This is a genomic window from Specibacter sp. AOP5-B1-6 (genome assembly GCF_052376555.1).
In the GTDB taxonomy this organism is placed as follows: domain Bacteria; phylum Actinomycetota; class Actinomycetes; order Actinomycetales; family Micrococcaceae; genus Specibacter.
Genome location: NZ_JBQSVT010000002.1, coordinates 133,039 through 152,575 on the forward strand (window position 1 = coordinate 133,039; position 19,537 = coordinate 152,575).

Sequence of the window (19,537 nt, forward strand, 5' to 3'; positions counted from 1 at the left end):
CCTGACGGGTGCGAAACCGTGGTTCGTTTTCAGGGCCGCCGCCGCGGCAGGACGTAGAACGTCCTGCAAAGCCCGCTGGGTTTATGATTGTTTTTCATGTGTGGAATTGTGGGATACGCCGGTACCGCCCCGGCTCAAGGAACTAGTTTGTCAGCCAATCACCGTGCCCTCGAGGTGCTGGTGGAAGGGCTGCGCCGTCTGGAATATCGCGGCTATGACTCCGCGGGTGTTGCGGTGGCCGGTGCCGGTGGCATTGAGATGCGCAAAAAGAGCGGCAAGCTCGTGAATCTCCTGGATGAACTTGAGCGGAACCCGCTGCCTGCGGCTGCCACGGGCATTGGCCACACCCGCTGGGCCACGCACGGGGCGCCCTCGGACGCAAACGCGCACCCACACGTTGTTGACGGCGGTGCGCTGGCCGTGGTCCACAACGGGATCATTGAAAACTATTCGATCCTCAAGGCTGAACTGCTTGCGCGCGGACACAGCTTTGCCTCCGAGACCGACTCCGAAGTTGCCGCCACCTTGTTGGGTGAGGCCTACAGGAGCCTTGCGGGTGTTGAAACCGGCGCCGCCGACGGCACCACGGACGGGCAGGGTGCCGGGAGCCGCCTCGCCAAGGCGATGCAGATTGCTGCCCAACGGCTGGAAGGGGCGTTCACGCTGGTGGCAACACACGCGGGGGAACCCGGCGTGGTGGTGGCGGCCCGCAGGAACTCACCGCTGGTCGTTGGCCTGGGTGAAGGTGAGAACTTCCTGGGGTCCGACGTTTCGGGATTCATTGACTACACCCGCAGGGCTGTGGAATTGGGCCAGGACCAGGTCGTCACCATTACCGCCAACGATGTTGAGATCACCGACTTTTACGGCGTCCCGGCCGAGGGCCACGAGTACCTCGTGGATTGGGATGCCGCGGCCGCAGAAAAGGATGGCTACCCTTCCTTCATGGAGAAGGAAATCAACGACCAGCCGGATGCCGTGGCGCAAACGCTGCTGGGCCGTTCCGACCTGGATGGCAACCTGACCCTTGACGAACTTCGTATTGATCCGTCTGTGCTAAAAACCATCAACCGCATCATCGTGTTGGCGTGCGGCACCTCCGCCTATGCCGGGCAGGTGGCGCGGTACGCCATTGAGCACTGGTGCCGGATCCCCACGGAAGTGGAGCTGTCCCACGAATTCAGGTACCGGGACCCCATTGTGGATGAGCACACGTTGATAGTCTCGCTCTCCCAGTCGGGTGAGACCATGGACACCCTGATGGCCGTCCGTTATGCGCGCGAGCAGGGCGCCAAGACCATTGCCATCTGCAACACCAACGGGTCAACCATTCCGCGCGAGTCGGACGCTGTGCTGTACACGCACGCCGGGCCCGAAATTGCGGTGGCCTCCACCAAGGCGTTCCTGGCGCAGCTTGCTGCAGCGTACCTGCTGGGACTTTATTTGGCACAACTGCGCGGAAACCTGTTCCAGGGCCAGATCAAGGACATCCTGGCGGAGCTGGGCAAGACGCCGGCCAAGATCGCCACCGTTCTGGCCAATGCCGACCAGATCAAGGAACTTGCCATCAGCATGGCCGACACGCGCACCGTGCTGTTCCTTGGCCGTCATGTGGGCTACCCCGTCGCCATGGAAGGTGCCTTGAAGCTCAAGGAACTGGCATACATCCATGCCGAGGGGTTTGCTGCGGGGGAACTCAAGCACGGCCCCATCGCCCTGATCGAAGAGGGCCAGGCCGTCATCGTTGTCGTGCCCTCACCCCGGGGCCGGGATTCCCTCCATGCGAAGGTGGTCTCCAACATCCAGGAAGTTCGCGCCCGCGGAGCCAAGACCATCGTGATTGCGGAGGAAGGCGATGAGTCGGTGCGGGAACACGCCGAACACGTGTTTTACATTCCAGAAACGAGCACCCTGCTCGCGCCGCTGCTGACCACGGTTCCGCTGCAGATCTTCGCCCTCGCACTGGCCACGGCCAAGGGCTACGACGTTGACCAGCCCCGCAACCTGGCCAAGTCGGTCACGGTCGAATAAAGCCCGCAGGGCAAACGGGCCACGGGATAGGCTGGGGACATGATTATTGGCATTGGTGTGGACATTGTTGACATTGAGCGGTTTGGCCGCCAGCTGGAGCGTACTCCGGGGCTGCGCGACAGGCTCTTTGTCCCGGCTGAACGCGGTCTGAACACGCAGTCGCTGGCGGCCAGGTTTGCCGCCAAGGAGTCCGTGGCGAAAGCCTTGGGCGCTCCCGCGGGCATGAACTGGCAGGACTGCTGGATCGGCCTCGACGAGCATGGGCCCACCATCAACGTCAAGGGCACCGTGGCAGCCGTGGCCGAGGCAAAGGGCATCAAGCGCTGGCACTTGTCCATGAGCCACGACGGCGGCATTTCCACGGCCATGGTCATCGCCGAAAGCTGACATGCTCAGCGCCCACTCAGCCGCCGCCGTGCGCGCAGCCGAACAACCGCTGCTGGCTGCCGGGCGCGGCCCGGAACTGATGCGCGCGGCAGCCCACGGGCTGGCCATGGGCGTCGTCTCGATCCTGCGCACCCGCGGCCGCGGCGTGTACGGGGCCAACGTGGTGCTGTTGATTGGTTCGGGCAACAATGGCGGTGACGCACTCTTCGCCGGCGCCTATTTGGCGGCCCGCGGAGCGCGCACGACGGCGCTGCTCACCGGTGCCCGCACCCACGCCGAGGCCCTGGCTGCTTATAAAAAAGCCGGCGGGCGGTGTGTTGCGCTGCCTGTGAAGGCACCGGCTGGAAACGCAGCCGGCGTTCGGGCCGCGGCCGCCTTCTTCGTGGAAGCCAGGGCGGCCGACGTCGTGGTTGACGGACTGTTGGGCACAGGCGGCCGGGGCGGACTGCGTGGGCCGGCTGCCGGGATTGTTGCGCAGCTGGATGGCCTGGCCGGCGCGGAAAGGCCTGCTGTGGTGGCCTGCGACCTGCCCAGCGGGGTCGACGCCACCACGGGTGCAGTGCACGGGCCGGTCCTGCGGGCGGATCTCACCATCACGTTTGGCGCCTGCAAAACCGGGCTGTTGAGCGCACCGGGCGAACAAGCTTGCGGCACCGTGCGGCTCGTCGACATCGGCATCGCCGGGTTCCTTGGCAGGGCCGAGTTGTTCAGGCTTGAGCCCGCGGACCTTGCAGCGTTGCTGCCCAACCCCGCGTCGGCTGACCACAAGTACACGCGCGGGGTGGCCGGAATTATTGCCGGCTCCGAACAGTTTCCCGGTGCAGGACTGCTGGCTGTGGCGGCGGCATCGGCGTGCGGGCCCGGCATGGTCCGCTATCTTGGGCCCGAACAGGTCGCTGCTGCGCTGCACGGGCGGAACCCCGAAGTTGTGTGCTCGGAAGCTGCGCCCGGGGAGGTGCGGGTGCAGGCGTGGCTTGCAGGACCCGGCATTGACGGGGATGCCGCCCAGCTCGAACGCGCCCGCGAAGCCGTCACGGCAGGGGCCGAGGCCGGGATCCCCGTGGTGCTGGATGCCGCTGCGCTGGACTTTGCCGTCCCCGCCCGAGGCAGCGAAAACGCCCATTTGATACTCACCCCGCATGCGGGCGAGCTTGCAGCACTATTTGCCCGCCACGGCGTGGAGCTGGACAGGGCCGGCGTTGAAGCGGAGCCCCTGGCGGCTGCCCGGAGGGCGGCCGCCATGTTTGGCGCTGTCGTGCTGCTCAAGGGGCCGACAACAGTGGTGGCGGCGCCGGGCGGAGCAGTCTTCACCCAGTCCAACGGAACGCCCCGGCTGGCCACGGCGGGAAGCGGGGACACCTTGGCAGGGATCCTGGTTGCCCTGCTGGCCATGAGCCCAGACGCTCCCGACCTTGCCCGAACAGCCGCGCTCGCGGCCGCAGTGCACGGTGAACTGGCGCAGCTGCACCCGGAACAGCCGCTGAACGCGGGGATGCTTGCGGCACGAATTCCAGCCGTGTGGCAGAGGCTCGCCGCCGGAGCCGCACAGTCACCGGCCGGACGCCAACATCAGCCATGACAGCAAGCCACAACTGCAAGCCACATGACAAATAACCAAGGGGGAAACGTGGAATTATGGCCGGGCCGGGACCATCCGCTGGGTGCCCACGTCGACACAGACGGCACCAACTTTGCCTTGTTCAGTGACGGCGCCGAGTCGGTGCAGCTGTGCTTGTTCGACCATGAGGGGCGCGAAACCCGCCTCCAGCTGACAGAGGTGGATGGTTATGTATGGCACGGCTACGTTCCCGGCGTGGGCGCCGGCCAGAGATACGGCTACCGGGTTGACGGGCCCTGGGACCCTGCCAACGGCTTGCGCTTCAACGCCGCAAAGCTGCTCCTTGACCCCTACGCCAAGGGGATCGACGGCGCCGTCAAGTGGGGCCAGCCGGTGTTCGGTTACCAGTTGGGCGAACCGTTGGCACGCAACGAGGAGGATTCGGCAGCCCACACCTACCGGAGCGTCGCCGTCGATGACCATTTCGATTGGAATGACGGCAACGGCAGACCCGACAAAAAACCCGCCATTCCCTACCACGAGAGCGTCATTTACGAAGCCCATGTCAAGGGGCTGACGGCCCTGCACCCCGACGTTCCCGAGGAACAGCGCGGAAGCTATGCAGCCGTTGCCCACCCGTCAGTGGTCGCCCACCTGAAGAACCTCGGCGTCACCGCCGTGGAGCTGATGCCCGTGCACCAGTTTGTCCAGGACGAGCGCCTTGTGGAACAGGGGCTGCGGAACTACTGGGGGTACAACACCATCGGCTTCTTTGCCCCGCACAATGAATACGCGGCCAGCACCGACCCCTGCGAGCAGGTGCTTGAATTCAAGCAGATGGTCAAGGAACTGCACAGCAACGGCCTGGAAGTGATCTTGGACGTTGTGTACAACCACACGGCAGAGGGCAACCACCTGGGTCCCACACTGTCCTTCAGGGGCATCGACAACGACGCCTACTACCGGCTCCAGGCTGACAACAAGGAACTGTATCTGGACTACACGGGCACGGGAAACTCCTTCAACGTCCGGCAGCCGCACTCACTGCAGCTGATCATGGATTCGCTTCGATACTGGGTGACGGAGATGCATGTTGACGGCTTCCGCTTTGACCTGGCAGCCACGCTGGCCCGCGAATTTTACGACGTCGACAAGCTCTCCTCCTTCTTTGAAATGGTGCAGCAGGACCCGGTTGTTTCACGGGTGAAACTCATCGCCGAGCCGTGGGACCTGGGCCCGGGCGGCTACCAAGTGGGAAACTTTCCGCCGCAATGGACCGAATGGAACGGGAAGTTCCGTGACACGGTCCGGGACTTTTGGCGCGGGGAGCCGTCCACGCTGGGGGAGTTTGCCTCCCGACTGACGGGATCCTCGGACCTGTACGGCCACTCCGGACGCCGCCCCGTGGCCTCCATCAACTTTGTGACGGCCCACGACGGCTTCACACTGGCCGACCTGGTCAGCTACAACGACAAGCACAACGAGGCCAACGGGGAAGACAACCGCGACGGCGAATCCCACAACCGCTCCTACAACCATGGCGCGGAAGGACCCACCGGCGACCCCGCAGTGCAGGCGCTGCGGGCGCGGGCGCAACGCAACTACCTCACCACGCTCATGCTCTCCCAGGGAGTGCCCATGCTGCTGCACGGGGACGAACTGGGCCGGACGCAGGACGGCAACAACAACGCCTACGCCCAGGATTCGTCCCTGACCTGGATCGACTGGGAACACGCCGACGCCGGGCTCATCGACTTTGTTTCCCGGCTGGGACGCCTGCGGGAAGCGCACCCGGTGTTCCGCCGTCGCCGGTTCTTTGACGGGCACCCCGTGGAACGGGGGAACGACGACGCACTGCCGGACATTGTGTGGCTGCGCCCCGACGCGGCTGCCATGTCGGCGGCAGACTGGGACAGCGGTTTTGGCCGCAGCATCGGCGTCTTCCTCAACGGCGGCGGGCTTCCGGAATGCGATGCGAGGGGCAGGGAAATCGTTGACGACTGTTTCCTGCTGTTGTTCAACGGCGGGGACGACGCAGTGGACTTCACCTTGCCGGACGACGAGTACGCATCACGGTGGGTCGTTGAGATCCACACTGACGGGGTGGCCGCCAACGAGTTCGCCGCCGGGGACGTCGTGGCCGTGACATCGCGCTCGGTGCTGGTGCTGCGCGCCCCTGACCGGGACTGAGCTTGGCTGGCGCTGTGTGGGACGTGGGACTGAGGGTGTGTCTGGCAGGGCCACCCAAATGTCGGCCTGCATCGCGGCGATGGTGGCAAGATGACAGGTATGACTTTTCACGCCGCGGAAAACCGCTATGAAACCATGCCCTACCGCAGAGTCGGCCGAAGCGGGCTCAAACTGCCCGCCATCTCGCTGGGTCTGTGGCACAACTTTGGCGACGACAAGCCGTTCGAGGTGCAGCGGGCCATCCTGCGCCGCGCCTTCGATCTGGGCGTCACCCACTTTGACCTGGCCAACAACTACGGCCCGCCGGACGGCACAGCGGAAAGCAATTTTGGCCGCCACTACAAGGACGATTTCGCCGCCCACCGCAATGAACTGGTCATCTCCACCAAGGCCGGCTACTACATGTGGCCGGGCCCGTACGGGGAATGGGGCTCACGCAAGAACCTGCTCAACAGCCTCGATGACTCGCTCACCCGCATGGGCCTTGACTATGTGGACATTTTTTACAGCCACCGGCCCGACCCGGACACTCCCATGGAAGAGACCATGGGTGCGCTGGACCATGCCGTCCGCTCCGGCAAAGCGCTGTATGCGGGCATTTCCTCCTACACCCCGGCCCAGACACTTGAGGCCGCCCGGATTCTGAAGGAAATGGGCACCCCGCTGCTCATTCACCAGCCTTCGTACTCCATGCTCAACCGCTGGACCGAAGAAGGCGAACCGAACCTCTATGAAACGCTCGACGCCGTAGGCGCGGGTTCGATCGCCTTCTCACCCCTGGCGCAGGGCATGTTGACAGACCGCTACCTCAACGGTGTGCCGGCGGATTCCCGCGCGGCCAAGGAGCGCTTCCTGCACGAAAATGACCTCACGGAAGAAAAGATGGCCCGGGTGCGGGCCTTGAACGAGTTGGCCGCAAGCCGCGGGCAGTCGCTGGCACAGATGGCCATCGCCTGGATCCTGCGCGAGCAGACCAAGGGCAGCCCGGTCGCCTCCGCCCTCGTTGGTGCCTCCAGCGTGGCCCAGTTGGAAAACAACGTGGCGGCGATCAACAACCTTGAGTTCAGTGACGCTGAACTGCGCAACATCGATGAGTACGCCGTCGAATCCGCCATCAACAAGTGGGCGCAAAAGTAGCAGGAAAGCTGCTTGTGTGACAAAAAGACGAGACATTCCTGCGCCGAGGGAACAAAATCGGCGCAGGAAGAGTTGGCTAGAATGGTTAAGGGCGCCGTTGGGGCGTCAAGTCCGGTCGAACAGCCGTGCGTCGTGTCTTTATGAAAACCGTGAAGGCGTGCGTCGACCCATCACCGCAAAGTGAGAGCCGGACCAGTGTGAGTTTTTATGAAGGAGTTCCGTGTCCAATCATCCTATTCGGGTTGCCGTCGTAGGCGTGGGAAACTGTGCCTCATCCTTGGTGCAGGGTGTCGAATACTATCGAAATGCTGATCCCACCGTCAAGGTTCCGGGCCTGATGCACGTTAATTTCGGTCAGTACCATGTCAACGACGTGCAGTTTGTGGCAGCTTTTGATGTCGACAGCAAGAAGGTCGGCCTGGATCTCTCGGAGGCCATTGGCGCCAGCGAGAACAACACCATCAAGCTGGCCGACGTGCCCCAGCTGGACGTTCCGGTGCTTCGCGGCACCACCCTTGACGGTCTTGGCAAGTACTACCGCGAGACCATTGTTGAATCCGACGCCGAGCCTGTCGATGTTGTGGCGACCTTGAAGGCAGCCAAGGCTGACGTCTTGGTTTGCTACCTTCCCGTCGGCTCGGACGCAGCGGCAAAGTTCTACGCCCAGTGCGCGATCGACGCCGGCGTCGCCTTTGTCAACGCCCTGCCGGTCTTCATCGCCGGCACCAAGGAGTGGGCCGACAAGTTCACTGCCGCCGGTGTCCCGATCGTGGGCGATGACATCAAGAGCCAGATCGGTGCCACCATCACGCACCGTGTCATGGCCAAGTTGTTTGAAGACCGCGGCGTGGTCCTTGACCGCACCTACCAGCTCAACGTTGGCGGCAACATGGACTTCAAGAACATGCTCGAGCGCGAGCGCCTTGAGTCCAAGAAGATCTCCAAGACCCAGGCCGTCACCTCCAACACCTCAGCTGTGTTGGGCGAGGACGACGTCCACATCGGCCCGTCCGATTACGTCGCCTGGCTCGATGACAGGAAGTGGGCCTTTGTCCGCCTCGAAGGCCGCAACTTTGGTGACGCCCCCGTGTCGCTGGAATACAAGCTCGAGGTGTGGGATTCACCCAACTCGGCCGGTGTGATCATCGACGCCATCCGCGCGGCAAAGATCGCCCTCGACCGCGGCATTGGCGGCCCCATCCTCTCGGCCTCCAGCTACTTCATGAAGTCCCCGCCGGAGCAGTACGCGGACGACATCGCCCACGAAAAGGTTGAAGCCTTCATCCGCGGCGACATCTAACCCCGCCCCGACGCTCGCTCACATACGGGCCGGTTTCCACCGACGCTCGCTCTCTTGTGGGTGAAAAACGCCGAACGCTCCTTCACATCATGTGGGGAGCGTTCGGCGTTTTGGTTGAACAGCACAGGGGCGTTGGCTGCTCGAAGCAAAACCGGAGACGATGGCCGGATCCACCCGGGAAGCCCGCAACGCCTTCTTGATGAGCGGGACTGCGTCTTGAAAGTGATCGGCCAAATCTTCGTTGGTGAAGACCAACACGGTCCACCCGGCAGCCCTGAATGCTTTGTCGCGCCGTCTGTCGCTGTGGCGCTGGGCCTCGTCCAAGTGATGGGCGCCGTCGTACTGCAAAGCGATGCGCCATGCACGGTATCCGGCGTCCGCCGACGGCCCCTTTATCCCATCCCAGAGTTTCAGCTGCAACTCGGGCTCGGGCAGCCCGGCGTCGAGCATGGCAAGGCGCATGAGCGTTTCCGGCCCGGAATCGGCACCCACTCTCATGAGTTCAAGTGCTTCGCGTGCCCTGACGATCCCCTGGAGATTCTTGTGCCGATTCACCATGGCCCGGAGCTGTTCGAGCGTCGCATACGGTCTGCTGCGGCCCTCAAATTCCGGCCGCGGGATGCGAATGAGCTGATCGCCCATGCATACGAGCTCCTTCAGGGGCAGTGTCCTGGCCAAGTCAAGCCACGTACGCGCACGGGTGCTGATACGCAACTCGTCGATGGACTCAACCTCATCAGGGAGAGTGACCACCGTGTGTCCTACGATGCCGCTTCGGCGCGTTCCAGGCAGCCTTCTGGGTTTGCTCAAATGCAGGGCATTGGACTCCGACAGCCACGGCGGCAGGATCAACTTATGCAGTCTTGCGGCGGTGGTGTGAGAAATCCAGGCCCCGGGTGTCACCACGCACAAGGCACGCGCCGCCTGCCACAGTTCAAACTGCCACGACGCCGGGCGATACAAATTGCGGCTGACTCCGATAAATTCACGGCTTCGGAGGTTGTCCCTTGAGACACCCAGCGATTGCGCCTCGCCCAGCGTGAAGGGTCCATCAGGAAGCCTCGGTGCTTGAGGAATGACCATAGGGATATTGTGGTCCCAATTCGCAGACCCTGCAGAAGTTATCCACAGGCACTTGGAACATGTCCGGCCGCCGTCAAATCGACGGCGGCCGGACGTGAGCGAGCGTTAGGTGGGAGTGCCCCGTATGAGAGCGAGCGTTGGGGTTAGGGGGCGAGCCAGAGGGTGGTTTCTGCCCCGATCGTTCCTCCCGCTGCAGCTGTTCCCGGTTTGCCGGAGCTGAGGACCACCTTGGCAGGGTCGACGCCGGACGGCAGCTCTGCGGGGGCGGCACCAAAGTTGGTGAGCACCTCCCAGCCGTTGGGGCGGCGGTAGTGCACCACCTCCGCTGAGGGGGAGGCAAGCCACTCCAGTGACTCCTCCGACTGCAGCTCGCGCCGCAGCGCCAGTGCGGCCCGGTACATTTCAAGCGTGGAGCCGGCAACGCCGTCCTGCGCCCCGGCCGAGAGGCCGCCAAACCATTCCGGCTGCGGCAGCCATGGTGTGCCGCCAAAACCAAAGTTGTCCGCGGCGGAAGCGGACCAGGGCAGCGGCACACGGCAGCCGTCCCGGCCCTTGACCGTGTTCAGGGTCCGGAACCAGGTGGGATCCTGCAACGAGTCAAGGGGCAGGTCCGCCACCTCGAACAAGCCCAGCTCCTCACCCTGGTACAGGTACGCGGATCCCGGCAGGCCCAGCATGAACAGCGTCGCTGCCCGGGCCCGGCGCAGGCCGCGTGCCAAATCCAGCTCGGGCGATGCTCCGCCGGCCATCAGCCAGGCATCCAGGTCCTTTTGCGTGCTGCCGTCGGGAAACGCATAGCGGGAGGGGTGCCGGACGACGTCGTGGTTGGAAAACACCCACGTGGAGGATGCCCCGGAAGCGGCGGCTTCCGTGAGGCACTTTTCGGCGATGGAGCGGAACTCGGCCGCCGCAAACGGGGCCTGCAGCAGGTCAAAGTTGAACGCCTGGCCCAGCTCGGTGGGGCGGGCGTACTTCAGGCGGCGTTCGGTGAACGGCACCCAGGCCTCGGCCACTGCGGCCTTGGGCGGGTTGTATTCGTTGAGCACGGTGCGCCAGCCGGCGAAGATCTCGTGGACGTCGTCGCGGTCAAAGAGCGGGTCGCTTCCGTCGTCCACCAGGATCTCCAGGGCCGGCTTGGAGCGCAGCGGCAGCGACATGTCCTTGGCCAGGCCGTGCGCCACATCGACGCGGAAACCGTCCACGCCACGGTCGGCCCAGAAGCGCAGTGTGGTGTGGAAGTCCTCGCGCACCTCGGGATGGTCCCAGTTGAAGTCGGGCTGCTCCCGGGCGAACAGGTGCAAATACCACTGGCCAAGGGAGCCGGCGTTCGGCCCGGCCGCCTCGACCACCCGCGTCCAGGCGCCCCCGCCAAAGTGGGAGGGCCAGTCCGACGGCGGCAGACCGCCGTCGTCCCCCAAACCGTCAGGAAGCCCCTCAAGGAAGTGGTACCTGGCGCGCTCGGGAGACCCCGGTGCGGAGGCAAGGGCAGCCTTGAACCACTCGTGCCGGTCGGAGGAGTGGTTCGGGACCACATCAACGATGATGCGAATGCCCGCAGCGTGCGCCGCGGCAGCCATGGCGTCGAAATCGTCCAGGGAGCCGAGACGGGGATCGACGTTGCGGTAGTCGTCCACGTCGTAGCCGCCGTCGGCCAGTGCCGAGGGGTAGAACGGGCTGAGCCAGATCGCGTCAATGCCCAGCTCCGAGAGGTAATCCATGCGGGCCGTGACCCCGGGCAGGTCTCCCATGCCGTCGCCGTTGGCATCGGCGAAGCTGCGCGGGTAGATCTGGTAGACGGCGGCCTGACGCCACCAATTGGCGTCGGGGTGCACGGGGGCGGGCGCGCCCGAAGCGGCAGGGGCGGGCGTGGCGGTGCCGGAAACGGGGGAAACAGTGGCAGTCATTATTTGATGGATCCTCTCATGACGCCGGAGATGACCCAGCGCTGGGCGAACAGGTAGGCAAGGAGCAGCGGTGCCGGAGCCATCAGGTACGAGGCGAAGGCGGTGGTGTAATCGGTGTTGATCTGGCCCTGGAAAACGTATTGGACCAGGGGCAGCGTGCGGGTGTTGGGATCGGAAAGGATCACCAACGGCAAGAGAAGATCGTTCCAAGCCCACATGCAGGTAAGAATACCCACTGTGGCGTTCATCGGGGTCAGGATCGGGAAGATGACCTTCAGTGCGTGAGCGTTTGGGAAAACTCGACCATAGCTGCAGGAGCGTTTGGCGGGGTAGACGGGGTAGACGGGGCATCGCGGCAGCTGGGGGCTGTTGCTCAGCGACCCGAGCTGCGAAACTGGTGTACATGAAGGCACATTTTCGTTTCGTCGTGGCCGCGCTGCTTGTCCCGCTGCTGACTCTGGCCGCCTGCGCGCAGCAGCCCGGCCCCGCAAATCCGCCCGACACCGTGCCCGGATCCCAACCAGCCACCACCGCGCCGACCAGTGCCGCGCCCACGAGTGCCGTCCCGTCGGCGCCGGGAACGCCGGCCGCGGCGGGCGCCATCGAGCTGTCCATCACGCTCACGGAGTCGCCCGGGGCTGAACCGCACAAGTTCCGGCTGGTCGCGGACGTCCCGGAGCCTTCCGCCGCGCCAACACTGACCGAATCCACGCTGCCCGACCCGGCGGCCGCGCTCGCCGCCGTGGAACTCCACGGCGAAAAAATGTTCTTCCCCGTCCCCGATCCAACGCGCATCTGCACCCAGCAGTACGGCGGCCCCGAGATCGCGGTGGTGACCGGCTGGTTCAAGGGCAAGGAAGTCAACGCCACGTTCAACCGGACCGACGGTTGCGAAATTGCGCGCTGGCGGGCCCTGGCCCCGCTGTTTGGTGCGCTGGCCGGCGGCACCGGCGCAACCTAGCCCCGGCGCAAGTCCGCAACCTGGCAGCCCACACTCTCTGGAGCAAGCCCGGCCCCACCCGGGCCACGCACGACGACGGCCATCCAGCAAGTCTGGATGGCCGTCGTCGTGCGTGGCTGAGAGCAGGGACGCGCCCTACATCTTCAGGTCAGTGAGCGGCGCGGCGTCAGGGAACAACGTCAGCGCCTTCTTGTCCTTGATCGGCTTGCCCTTGTGGGGGCTGTCCTCATCTGGAACGACGACTGTGCCGCTGGGCGAGATGATGACGGAGACGAACGTTTCGGTGCCGGCGTCGCCGAAGGATATGCGGCCCAGGTAGGAACCCGGTTCCAAGCCCATCCAGCTCAGGGTCACGTTGCCCGATTTGCCGTTGGCCAGTTTCAACGGATTCGGTGACACCGTGGCGTTTCCAACGTTGGCGCCCAGCACAGCGGCATCAACCGTGGCCTTCACAGCCGTGTCGCCGGTGCTGGAATACAGATTGGCCAGCACCGTGTAAGTTCCCGGTGCGGGGTCGGACAGTGACAGGGTTTCGCTGGATGAACCCGTCCGCACGTCAGTGTACTGGCCCTGCGGATTGAACACGATCATGTCAAAATCGGCGTTCGGATCAGAGGAAATCACCTGGAACTTCGCCAGCGTTGTCCCCTCCGGCACCGTCACTTCCTTGACGAAGTTCGACTGGTCCGAGCCCACAACAAGCGGGCCGGGAACCAGCTCAACGGCGCTTGAATCAGCCTTCGACAAGCCGTCCAGGGTCATGTTGACCGGAAGGCTGGTGCCCGAAACCACCGGGATTTTGCCGCTGTCGGTGGCCTTGGCAGAGGTCAAGGCAACCTCGGGGTCAACCAGAACGGGCAGCGGGCGAACAACGACAGGAGAGGTCACGGTGGCCCCGGCTCCCTGCCAGGACAGGCTGCCCATGGCGAACTCGCCCAGGGCGGCCGTGGCATTTTCAAAGGTGACCTTGAAAGTGCGCTTGTCGCCGGCCGCGGAGAAGTTCAACACCGCGGGTGTGACCTTGACGTTGACGCCGGGGACGTTGGCGGTGGCCCGGTACAGTCCCGGCGTCAGCGCCGTGACGGTGCGGGTGACAGTGACTTTTCCGGCCAGTGAGCCCACGGCAAGCGACGCGACGTTCATGTCCCGCGGCGCGGTGCTGCCAAGGCCGGGCATGCCCAGGTCGACGCCGGTGCCTTGAATGAACTTCAGGTATTCGGTGTCGCCGGCGTCGTACGCCAGCCCCGGTGAAAGCGCCTTGGCAACGGCGGTCTGGCCGGCGCCCGTGGCGAACAGGTCGGTGTTCTTGCTGCCGTCAGCGTTCACCACATCGGTGGCGGTGGTCATCATGGCTGATTTCACCGTGGCGGGGGACCATGCGGGGTTCTTGGCAAGAAGAAGCGCGGCAAATCCGGCAACATGCGGGGACGCCATGGACGTTCCGGACATCATGCCAAACTGGTCGCCGCCGCTGGCAATGGGTGAAACTCCTGCGAGCACGGCAACACCGGGTGCGGCAACGTCGGGCTTGAGGAGGTCAGATCCCGTGGCGCCCAGCGGTCCGCGGGAGGAGAAGCCGGCGATTTGCGGCTGCGGGTCAACGGGCAGGCCCGTGGTGTCGTGGTCCACCAAGGCGACGAGGATGTCCGGGTTGGCCGTCACCTTGTCCTTGATTTCCTGTGAGGCCGGCGGGTTCACGTGGACTGTGGGCACTGCGTGCAGGTCCACGTCCTCGGAAGAGGCGGTGACGTTGACCAGGATCATGCCCACGCCGCCGGCACGCTTGACCTCGGCGCTCTTGGCGGTGCGGTCGATCACGCCGCGGTCACACACGACCACCTTTCCGGCAACCAGTGCCGGATCCAAGGAGTCGGGGCCGCACAGTTCGGGGTTGGCTTTGCCTGCGGCGGCGGCCGTTGCGGCCAGCACCACCGGGCTTTCCGGCAGGCTTGCGCCCATCATGCTCGCGCCGCGGAACTTGCTGCCGTCGGCGAATTCGGCCGTGCCCTGCAGCTCCGAAGAGAAGGAGGTGGCGGCCACCGTGGTCACCCAGGGGGCGCCGTGGTTGACGGTGCCTGCGGTGGGGCCGGAGTTGCCGGCCGACGCGGCAACGAAGATCCCGGCCGAGGTTGCCGAGAGGAACGCCAGCGAGACCGGGTCAGTGGTGGTGGCGGTGCTTCCCGAGATGGAATAGTTCAGCACGTCCACGCCGTCGAGAATGGCCTGGTTGATGGCCGCAACGGCGGATGAAGAATAGCAGCCGCCGGTGTCCGGGTCGTTGTCTTCCCAGCAGATCTTGTAGACGGACAGCTTGGCGGCCGGCGCCACGCCCGAGGTGACGCCCATGTCGCGGCCGCCGATGGCGGCCTGGACGTTGGCGTTGCCGGCGGACGTGCTGGCGGTGTGCGTGCCGTGGCTGGCCACGTCCACGGGGGAGAGCAGCTCTTGCGGTGCACGATTTTCCGGTGCCACGTATTTGAGGAAGTCGTCGGCAAAGTAGTGGGCGCTGAGCACCTTGGAATTGCAGGCGCTGCCGTCAAAGTCGGCTCCCGACTCCACACCGGCCTGGCATTCGCCGGAGAAGGTGTCGCCGTTGGCCTTGAGCATCGCGATGTTGCCGTCGTCGGTGCGGTAGGGGACGCCGACTTGGGGTTCCCCGGTGAGCGGGGCGACCTCTTCGCCGGCAAAGAACGGGCTCGACGGCGTGTAGCCGGTGTCGATGACGCCCACCACCACGCCTTCGCCGGCTTTGTCCTGGCCGCCAAAGGCGGTGTTCCAGCTGCCGTTTTCGCCGCTGAGGCCCAGGAAATCGGTGCTGGAGTAGTCCGGCGCGTTCTCCGTGTCGGGTGCCACTGCCAGAACGGCGGGGTCCTTGGCCAGGGCCAGGGCCTGCTCCGCCGACAGGTCGGCGGAGAAGCCGTTCAGTGCCGCCGTGAACGTGCGCTTGACCTTGACGTTTTCGGTCTTGGCCACCGTGGCCTGCTTGGTCTCGAGGTGGGCCTGGTACTTCTGGACTTCAGGCCGGGTGGCGTCGAGTTTCTGGCCGGCTTGCGGTTTCGTGGGCGCAAGCCCGGCCGTGCCGCCGTCGTACATGGCAATGGGCTGCTCGGCCAGGACCACAATGTAGCGGCCCGCCTCATACAGCAGTGGATCGATGTCCGTTTGGGCGACCGTGGTTGGGGTGTGCCCGCCCGGGTTGGCCGAGGCCGGCAATGCCCCCACTGAGACCAGGAGCAGCGGCAAGCCGGCGCACACTGCGGCAGCCTTCCGCAGTCCCGGGCTTCGAAAGAGAGTTCTTCCCGTTCGTTTCATGGTGCTTTGAACCTTTCAACAGGATCCCGCCAGGCTTCGTTGCCCGGAGGGTGCAACATGGCGCGCCAGCCGGCAAACACGTGTTGAAGGAATGCATTTACCGTCGTGCAGCCACCCGAAACACAGTAGCTGCACACGACGGGCGTGTGGCCCAGAACACAGTGAATAGGCTGAGAACTAGTCAAAAGGTCAGGGGGATTGGGCCGGCCCTGTCCGAAAGGACGACGGCGGGAGCCCGCCTGCTGCTGGAAGGGGAGCCGGTGCTCAGCAGCCTGGCGGGGGGAGGTACTGGTAGGTGAGTGACAGGTCGTAGCTGTGGATTGTCTGGGTGGCTGTGTTTTCCCAGCCAAATGCCTCGGCAAAAACTGAGGCTGCCCGGCCCATGTCGGCCCTGGTGTCGCCGAAGTCGTGCAGGGAGGCGATGGCGGCGGCCCACAGCTTTGGCGACCGGGAATCCACCAGCAGGCCGGTGCGCCCGTCGCTGACCGCCCGGGGCAGCCCGCCAACATTGGTGGCGATGACCGGGGTGCCGCAGGCCTGCGCCTCCAGGGCGACCAGGCCAAAGGACTCGCTGGAGGAGGGGACGGCGACGACATCGGCGCTGCGGTACCAGTCGGCAAGTTTTTCGGGCCCGACGGGTGGGTGCACGGTGGCGGCCGCTGCGAGTCCGGCACCGTCAATGAGCTGCACCAGGTCATATTTTTCGTTGCCGCTGCGGGCGCCAAGGAAGGACAACTGCAAATCGATGTCGGGCCGCTCCGCGCGCAGGATCGCAGCCGCCTTGACCAGCACGTGGGGACCCTTCAGCCGCTGCAGGCGCCCGGCAAACATGACGTGGAAGCGCCCTGCGGGGATGCCAAGTTCCTTGCGGGACCTGTCGCGGAAGGCAGGCTTGAAGACCTTCAGGTCGACGCCGGGGGAGACCACGTCGATGCGCTGCTCGCAGCCGTCGTAGTGGCCTTCCAGCTCTGCCGCCTCGGCCGTGGTGTTGGCGATCAAGCGTGTTGCCGCGGCCACGATGTGCTGCTCTCCGTCTTCGCGGATGCCGGGCTCCGCTGTCTGGCCCGGCGGCAGGTGGTTATTTTTGACGCGGGCCATGGTGTGCATGGTGTGCACCAGCGGCAGGTCCAGGCGCTTGGCCACCAAAATCCCGGCCATGCCCGAGACCCAATAGTGCGAGTGGATGACCCGGACGGGGTCCCCGGGCAGGGCCGCAACATGGTCGGCGACGGCGTCGGCCATCTCGGTGATGAGCTCCGGAAGCTCTTCCTTGGTGACCTTGGCAAAGGGCCCGGCCGTGATGTGGTGCACGTTGACGTGCGCTGCCAGCTCAACGCTGTCGGGCTGTGCGGCGGCCGTTCGGCGGGTGTAGATGTCCACGGCCACGCCCGTGGCGGCCAGTTCCAGGGCAAGGTGGCGGACATAGACGTTCATGCCTCCGGCATCGCCGCCCCCGGGCTGTTCCAGGGGTGAGGTGTGCAGGGAGAGCATGGCGACTCGCCGGACCTGATGCACAGTTTCCCTCCTGACAGGCTTTGACACACAACACAAATGGACCAACAAACTCTTGCTGCAGCGCCCTGCAGGTGCCGCAACTGCCGGAACCGGACGCCGCTCTGGCGCAGCGAAAGCACCAATAACTGAACTTATCTTCCCACTGCTTGGGCACTGAACCTAGCCCGGCCGGGCACTCACCAAACAACAAAAACAAGCCGGACGGGCCGTGACCGGCCCCACTGTCCGGCAGCAGCCAGAAAAATTCCAGAAAAGAGGCCTAAAATGGGCGGGTGAGTCCCTTCGTTGCAACCGTTCCAGAGCAGCTTCCCAGCCTTGAACGGCAAGCCATCATTGACCTGTCCGCGATCGCCAACAATATCCGCCATCTTCGCACCATCGCCGCCCCCGCCAAATTCATGGCCGTGGTCAAGGCCGACGCCTACGGGCACGGCATGATCCCCGTGGCCCGGGCTGCCGTCGACGCCGGTGCCCACTGGCTCGGAACAGCCCACGTCAGTGAAGCCCTGGCCCTGCGGGCCGCCGGGATTGAGGCGCCCGTGCTGTCGTGGCTGCACACCCAGGCAACCGACTTCGAGGCCGCCGTGGCGCATGACATCGATCTGGGCTGCTCCGGTTGGGAGCTTGCCCACATTGTTGCCGCAGCCAAGGCGCTGCAGCGTCCGGCCCGGATCCACTTGAAAATCGACACCGGGCTTGGCCGCAACGGCTGCTCCCGCGAAGAGTGGCCCGCCCTGGTGGCCGCGGCCATGGCATGCCAGCACGAGGGCCTGTTGAAGGTGGTGGGCGTGTTCAGCCACCTGGCAGTTGCCGACGAACCGGACCGCCCCGAAACGGATGAACAGCTGGCACGCTTCCGCGAGGCGGTGGCAGTGGCCGAAGCCGCCGGGGCGGAGCTGGCCCTGCGTCACATCGCCAACACCCCCGCCACCCTGTCCCGCCCGGACACACACTTCGACATGGTGCGGGTGGGCCTGGGCCTGTACGGTCTCTCACCGTTCGCAGACCGCACCTCGGCACAGCTCGGACTTGTCCCGGCCATGACGCTGCAAACCCAAATTGCCCTGTGCAAGGACGTGCCCGCCGGCCAGGGAATCTCCTACGGACTCAAATACGTCACCGGCGAAGCAACCACCCTGGGCCTGGTTCCGCTGGGCTACGCCGACGGCATTCCGCGCATCGCCACCGGTGGTCCCGTGCACGTCAACGGGGCCACCTACCCGGTGGTGGGCCGGATCGCCATGGACCAGATGGTGATCGACCTCGGCCCCGAGGGGCGCAGCCGCTTCTCCAGCGACTCCAGCGACGGAACACCGGGCACAGCCCTGGGTGCCTCCGCCGTGTTGTTTGGCAACGGGGCCGACGGCGGGCCGCTCGTTGAGCAGTGGGCCGCAGCTGCCGGGACCGTCAACTATGAAATCGTGACCCGCATCAGCCAGCGCGTGCCGCGCAGCTACGTCGGCCAGGCCCAGCCTGAATCCACACCGCCTGATTCCGCCTCAACTGAAACCACGGACGGCGGTGGCCTGTGACCGTCTGGGAATTTGCCACCGGCACTGCCTCCCAAACCCAGCAACTCGCTGAACAGCTGGCCCGACTGCTGCGGGCAGGGGACCTGGTCATCCTCAGCGGAGAGCTCGGCGCCGGAAAAACCACGTTCACCCAGGGACTGGGCCGCAGCCTCGGCGTGCGCGAAGGCATCATCTCGCCCACCTTCGTGCTGGTGCGCATCCACCCCAACCTGCCGGACGGGCACAACCCCGGCGGCCCGGACCTCGTCCACGTTGACGCCTACAGGCTGGCGACGCCCGGCGAAATCGACGACATCGACTTGGAAAACACCCTGGACTCCTCCGTGACCGTGGTGGAATGGGGAGCGGACAGGGTCGAGCATCTCGCGGCCAACAGGCTGGAAATTGAACTTGTGCGCGCCGTGGGCGGCCATGCGCCGGCCGCCGGGCCGGCTGCCGGCAGCACCCCCGACCCCGCCGTCGGCCCCGTCCCTTCGGGAATCTTGGACTTTGCCGACAGTTTTGACACCGACGAGGACGACGACGAACCCCGCACCTTGCGCCTGCAGGCCATCGGGCCCCGCTGGGACGGCATCGACTTCTCGGTTCTTGGCCGGCCAGTGAACACGACAGAATAGACTAAAACAC

13 protein-coding genes and 1 pseudogene are annotated in these 19,537 nt (G+C 65.1%); 9 read left to right on the plus strand and 5 right to left on the minus strand.

All coding sequences use genetic code 11. The features are described from left to right. Window positions 1-96: 96 nt before the first annotated feature. From glmS to ACT3TS_RS01755, 6 genes are all read left to right on the plus strand, one after another. Window positions 97-2,031 (plus strand): glutamine--fructose-6-phosphate transaminase (isomerizing), encoded by a 1,935-nt coding sequence (gene glmS, locus ACT3TS_RS01730; protein WP_444529757.1) that lies wholly within the window; start codon window positions 97-99, stop codon window positions 2,029-2,031. A gap of 39 nt (window positions 2,032-2,070) precedes the next feature. Then, a complete protein-coding gene (locus ACT3TS_RS01735; RefSeq protein ID WP_444529758.1) occupies window positions 2,071-2,418 on the plus strand; it encodes a holo-ACP synthase in 348 nt (115 codons plus the stop codon). 1 nt (window position 2,419) lies between these two features. Continuing rightward, on the plus strand, window positions 2,420-3,997 hold the full coding sequence (locus tag ACT3TS_RS01740) for an NAD(P)H-hydrate dehydratase (RefSeq protein WP_444529759.1): 1,578 nt from the start codon (window positions 2,420-2,422) through the stop codon (window positions 3,995-3,997). 48 nt (window positions 3,998-4,045) lie between these two features. After that, window positions 4,046-6,166: a glycogen debranching protein GlgX gene (gene glgX, locus ACT3TS_RS01745; RefSeq protein ID WP_444529760.1), complete on the plus strand. Its 2,121-nt coding sequence runs from the start codon at window positions 4,046-4,048 to the stop codon at window positions 6,164-6,166. A 99-nt stretch (window positions 6,167-6,265) separates the two neighbouring features. Next, window positions 6,266-7,303 carry an L-glyceraldehyde 3-phosphate reductase gene (gene mgrA / locus ACT3TS_RS01750; protein WP_444529761.1) on the plus strand — a complete coding sequence of 346 codons (1,038 nt, stop codon included), beginning with the start codon at window positions 6,266-6,268 and terminating at the stop codon, window positions 7,301-7,303. A 220-nt stretch (window positions 7,304-7,523) separates the two neighbouring features. Beyond that, on the plus strand, window positions 7,524-8,603 hold the full coding sequence (locus ACT3TS_RS01755; protein WP_444529762.1) for an inositol-3-phosphate synthase: 1,080 nt from the start codon (window positions 7,524-7,526) through the stop codon (window positions 8,601-8,603). Window positions 8,604-8,690: 87 nt separating this feature from the next. On the opposite strand, the gene ACT3TS_RS01760 is transcribed toward ACT3TS_RS01755, so the two are convergent. The 3 genes and pseudogenes from ACT3TS_RS01760 to ACT3TS_RS01770 form a co-directional block, all read right to left on the minus strand. Continuing rightward, entirely contained in the window at window positions 8,691-9,356 is a 666-nt protein-coding gene (locus ACT3TS_RS01760) for an endonuclease domain-containing protein (RefSeq protein WP_444529763.1), read from the minus strand. Between the two features lie 473 nt (window positions 9,357-9,829). Continuing rightward, on the minus strand, window positions 9,830-11,590 hold the full coding sequence (locus ACT3TS_RS01765; RefSeq protein WP_444529764.1) for a glycoside hydrolase family 13 protein: 1,761 nt from the start codon (window positions 11,588-11,590) through the stop codon (window positions 9,830-9,832). Next, a pseudogene (locus ACT3TS_RS01770) lies at window positions 11,590-11,865 on the minus strand (carbohydrate ABC transporter permease); the annotation flags it as partial. The gene ACT3TS_RS01765 and the pseudogene ACT3TS_RS01770, both read right to left, overlap by 1 nt. 128 nt (window positions 11,866-11,993) lie before the next feature. Here ACT3TS_RS01770 and ACT3TS_RS01775 point away from each other — a divergent pair. Beyond that, window positions 11,994-12,551, plus strand: coding sequence for a hypothetical protein (locus ACT3TS_RS01775; protein WP_444529765.1), 558 nt, complete (start codon window positions 11,994-11,996; stop codon window positions 12,549-12,551). Between the two features lie 135 nt (window positions 12,552-12,686). On the opposite strand, the gene ACT3TS_RS01780 is transcribed toward ACT3TS_RS01775, so the two are convergent. Both ACT3TS_RS01780 and mshA read right to left on the minus strand, forming a co-directional pair. Beyond that, window positions 12,687-15,806 carry a S8 family serine peptidase gene (locus ACT3TS_RS01780; protein ID WP_444529766.1) on the minus strand — a complete coding sequence of 1,040 codons (3,120 nt, stop codon included), beginning with the start codon at window positions 15,804-15,806 and terminating at the stop codon, window positions 12,687-12,689. Between the two features lie 321 nt (window positions 15,807-16,127). Beyond that, entirely contained in the window at window positions 16,128-17,378 is a 1,251-nt protein-coding gene (gene mshA / locus ACT3TS_RS01785) for a D-inositol-3-phosphate glycosyltransferase (protein WP_444529767.1), read from the minus strand. A gap of 272 nt (window positions 17,379-17,650) precedes the next feature. On the opposite strand from mshA, the gene alr reads away from it, so the two are divergent. Together alr and tsaE are read left to right on the plus strand one after the other, a co-directional pair. Then, window positions 17,651-18,910: an alanine racemase gene (gene alr / locus ACT3TS_RS01790; protein ID WP_444529768.1), complete on the plus strand. Its 1,260-nt coding sequence runs from the start codon at window positions 17,651-17,653 to the stop codon at window positions 18,908-18,910. Then, window positions 18,907-19,527: a tRNA (adenosine(37)-N6)-threonylcarbamoyltransferase complex ATPase subunit type 1 TsaE gene (tsaE, locus tag ACT3TS_RS01795; protein ID WP_444529769.1), complete on the plus strand. Its 621-nt coding sequence runs from the start codon at window positions 18,907-18,909 to the stop codon at window positions 19,525-19,527. The genes alr and tsaE overlap by 4 nt, the downstream gene beginning before the upstream one ends. Window positions 19,528-19,537 lie beyond the last annotated feature (10 nt).

Bases quoted from the DNA above. Each gene is read 5' to 3' on its own strand.
- glmS (WP_444529757.1), top strand. From the start codon at position 97: ATGTGTGGAATTGTGGGATACGCCGGTACCGCCCCGGCTCAAGGAACT.
- ACT3TS_RS01735 (WP_444529758.1), top strand. From the start codon at position 2,071: ATGATTATTGGCATTGGTGTGGACATTGTTGACATTGAGCGGTTTGGC.
- ACT3TS_RS01765 (WP_444529764.1), bottom strand. From the start codon at position 11,590: ATGACTGCCACTGTTTCCCCCGTTTCCGGCACCGCCACGCCCGCCCCT.
- mgrA (WP_444529761.1), top strand. From the start codon at position 6,266: ATGACTTTTCACGCCGCGGAAAACCGCTATGAAACCATGCCCTACCGC.
- ACT3TS_RS01775 (WP_444529765.1), top strand. From the start codon at position 11,994: ATGAAGGCACATTTTCGTTTCGTCGTGGCCGCGCTGCTTGTCCCGCTG.
- ACT3TS_RS01740 (WP_444529759.1), top strand. From the start codon at position 2,420: ATGCTCAGCGCCCACTCAGCCGCCGCCGTGCGCGCAGCCGAACAACCG.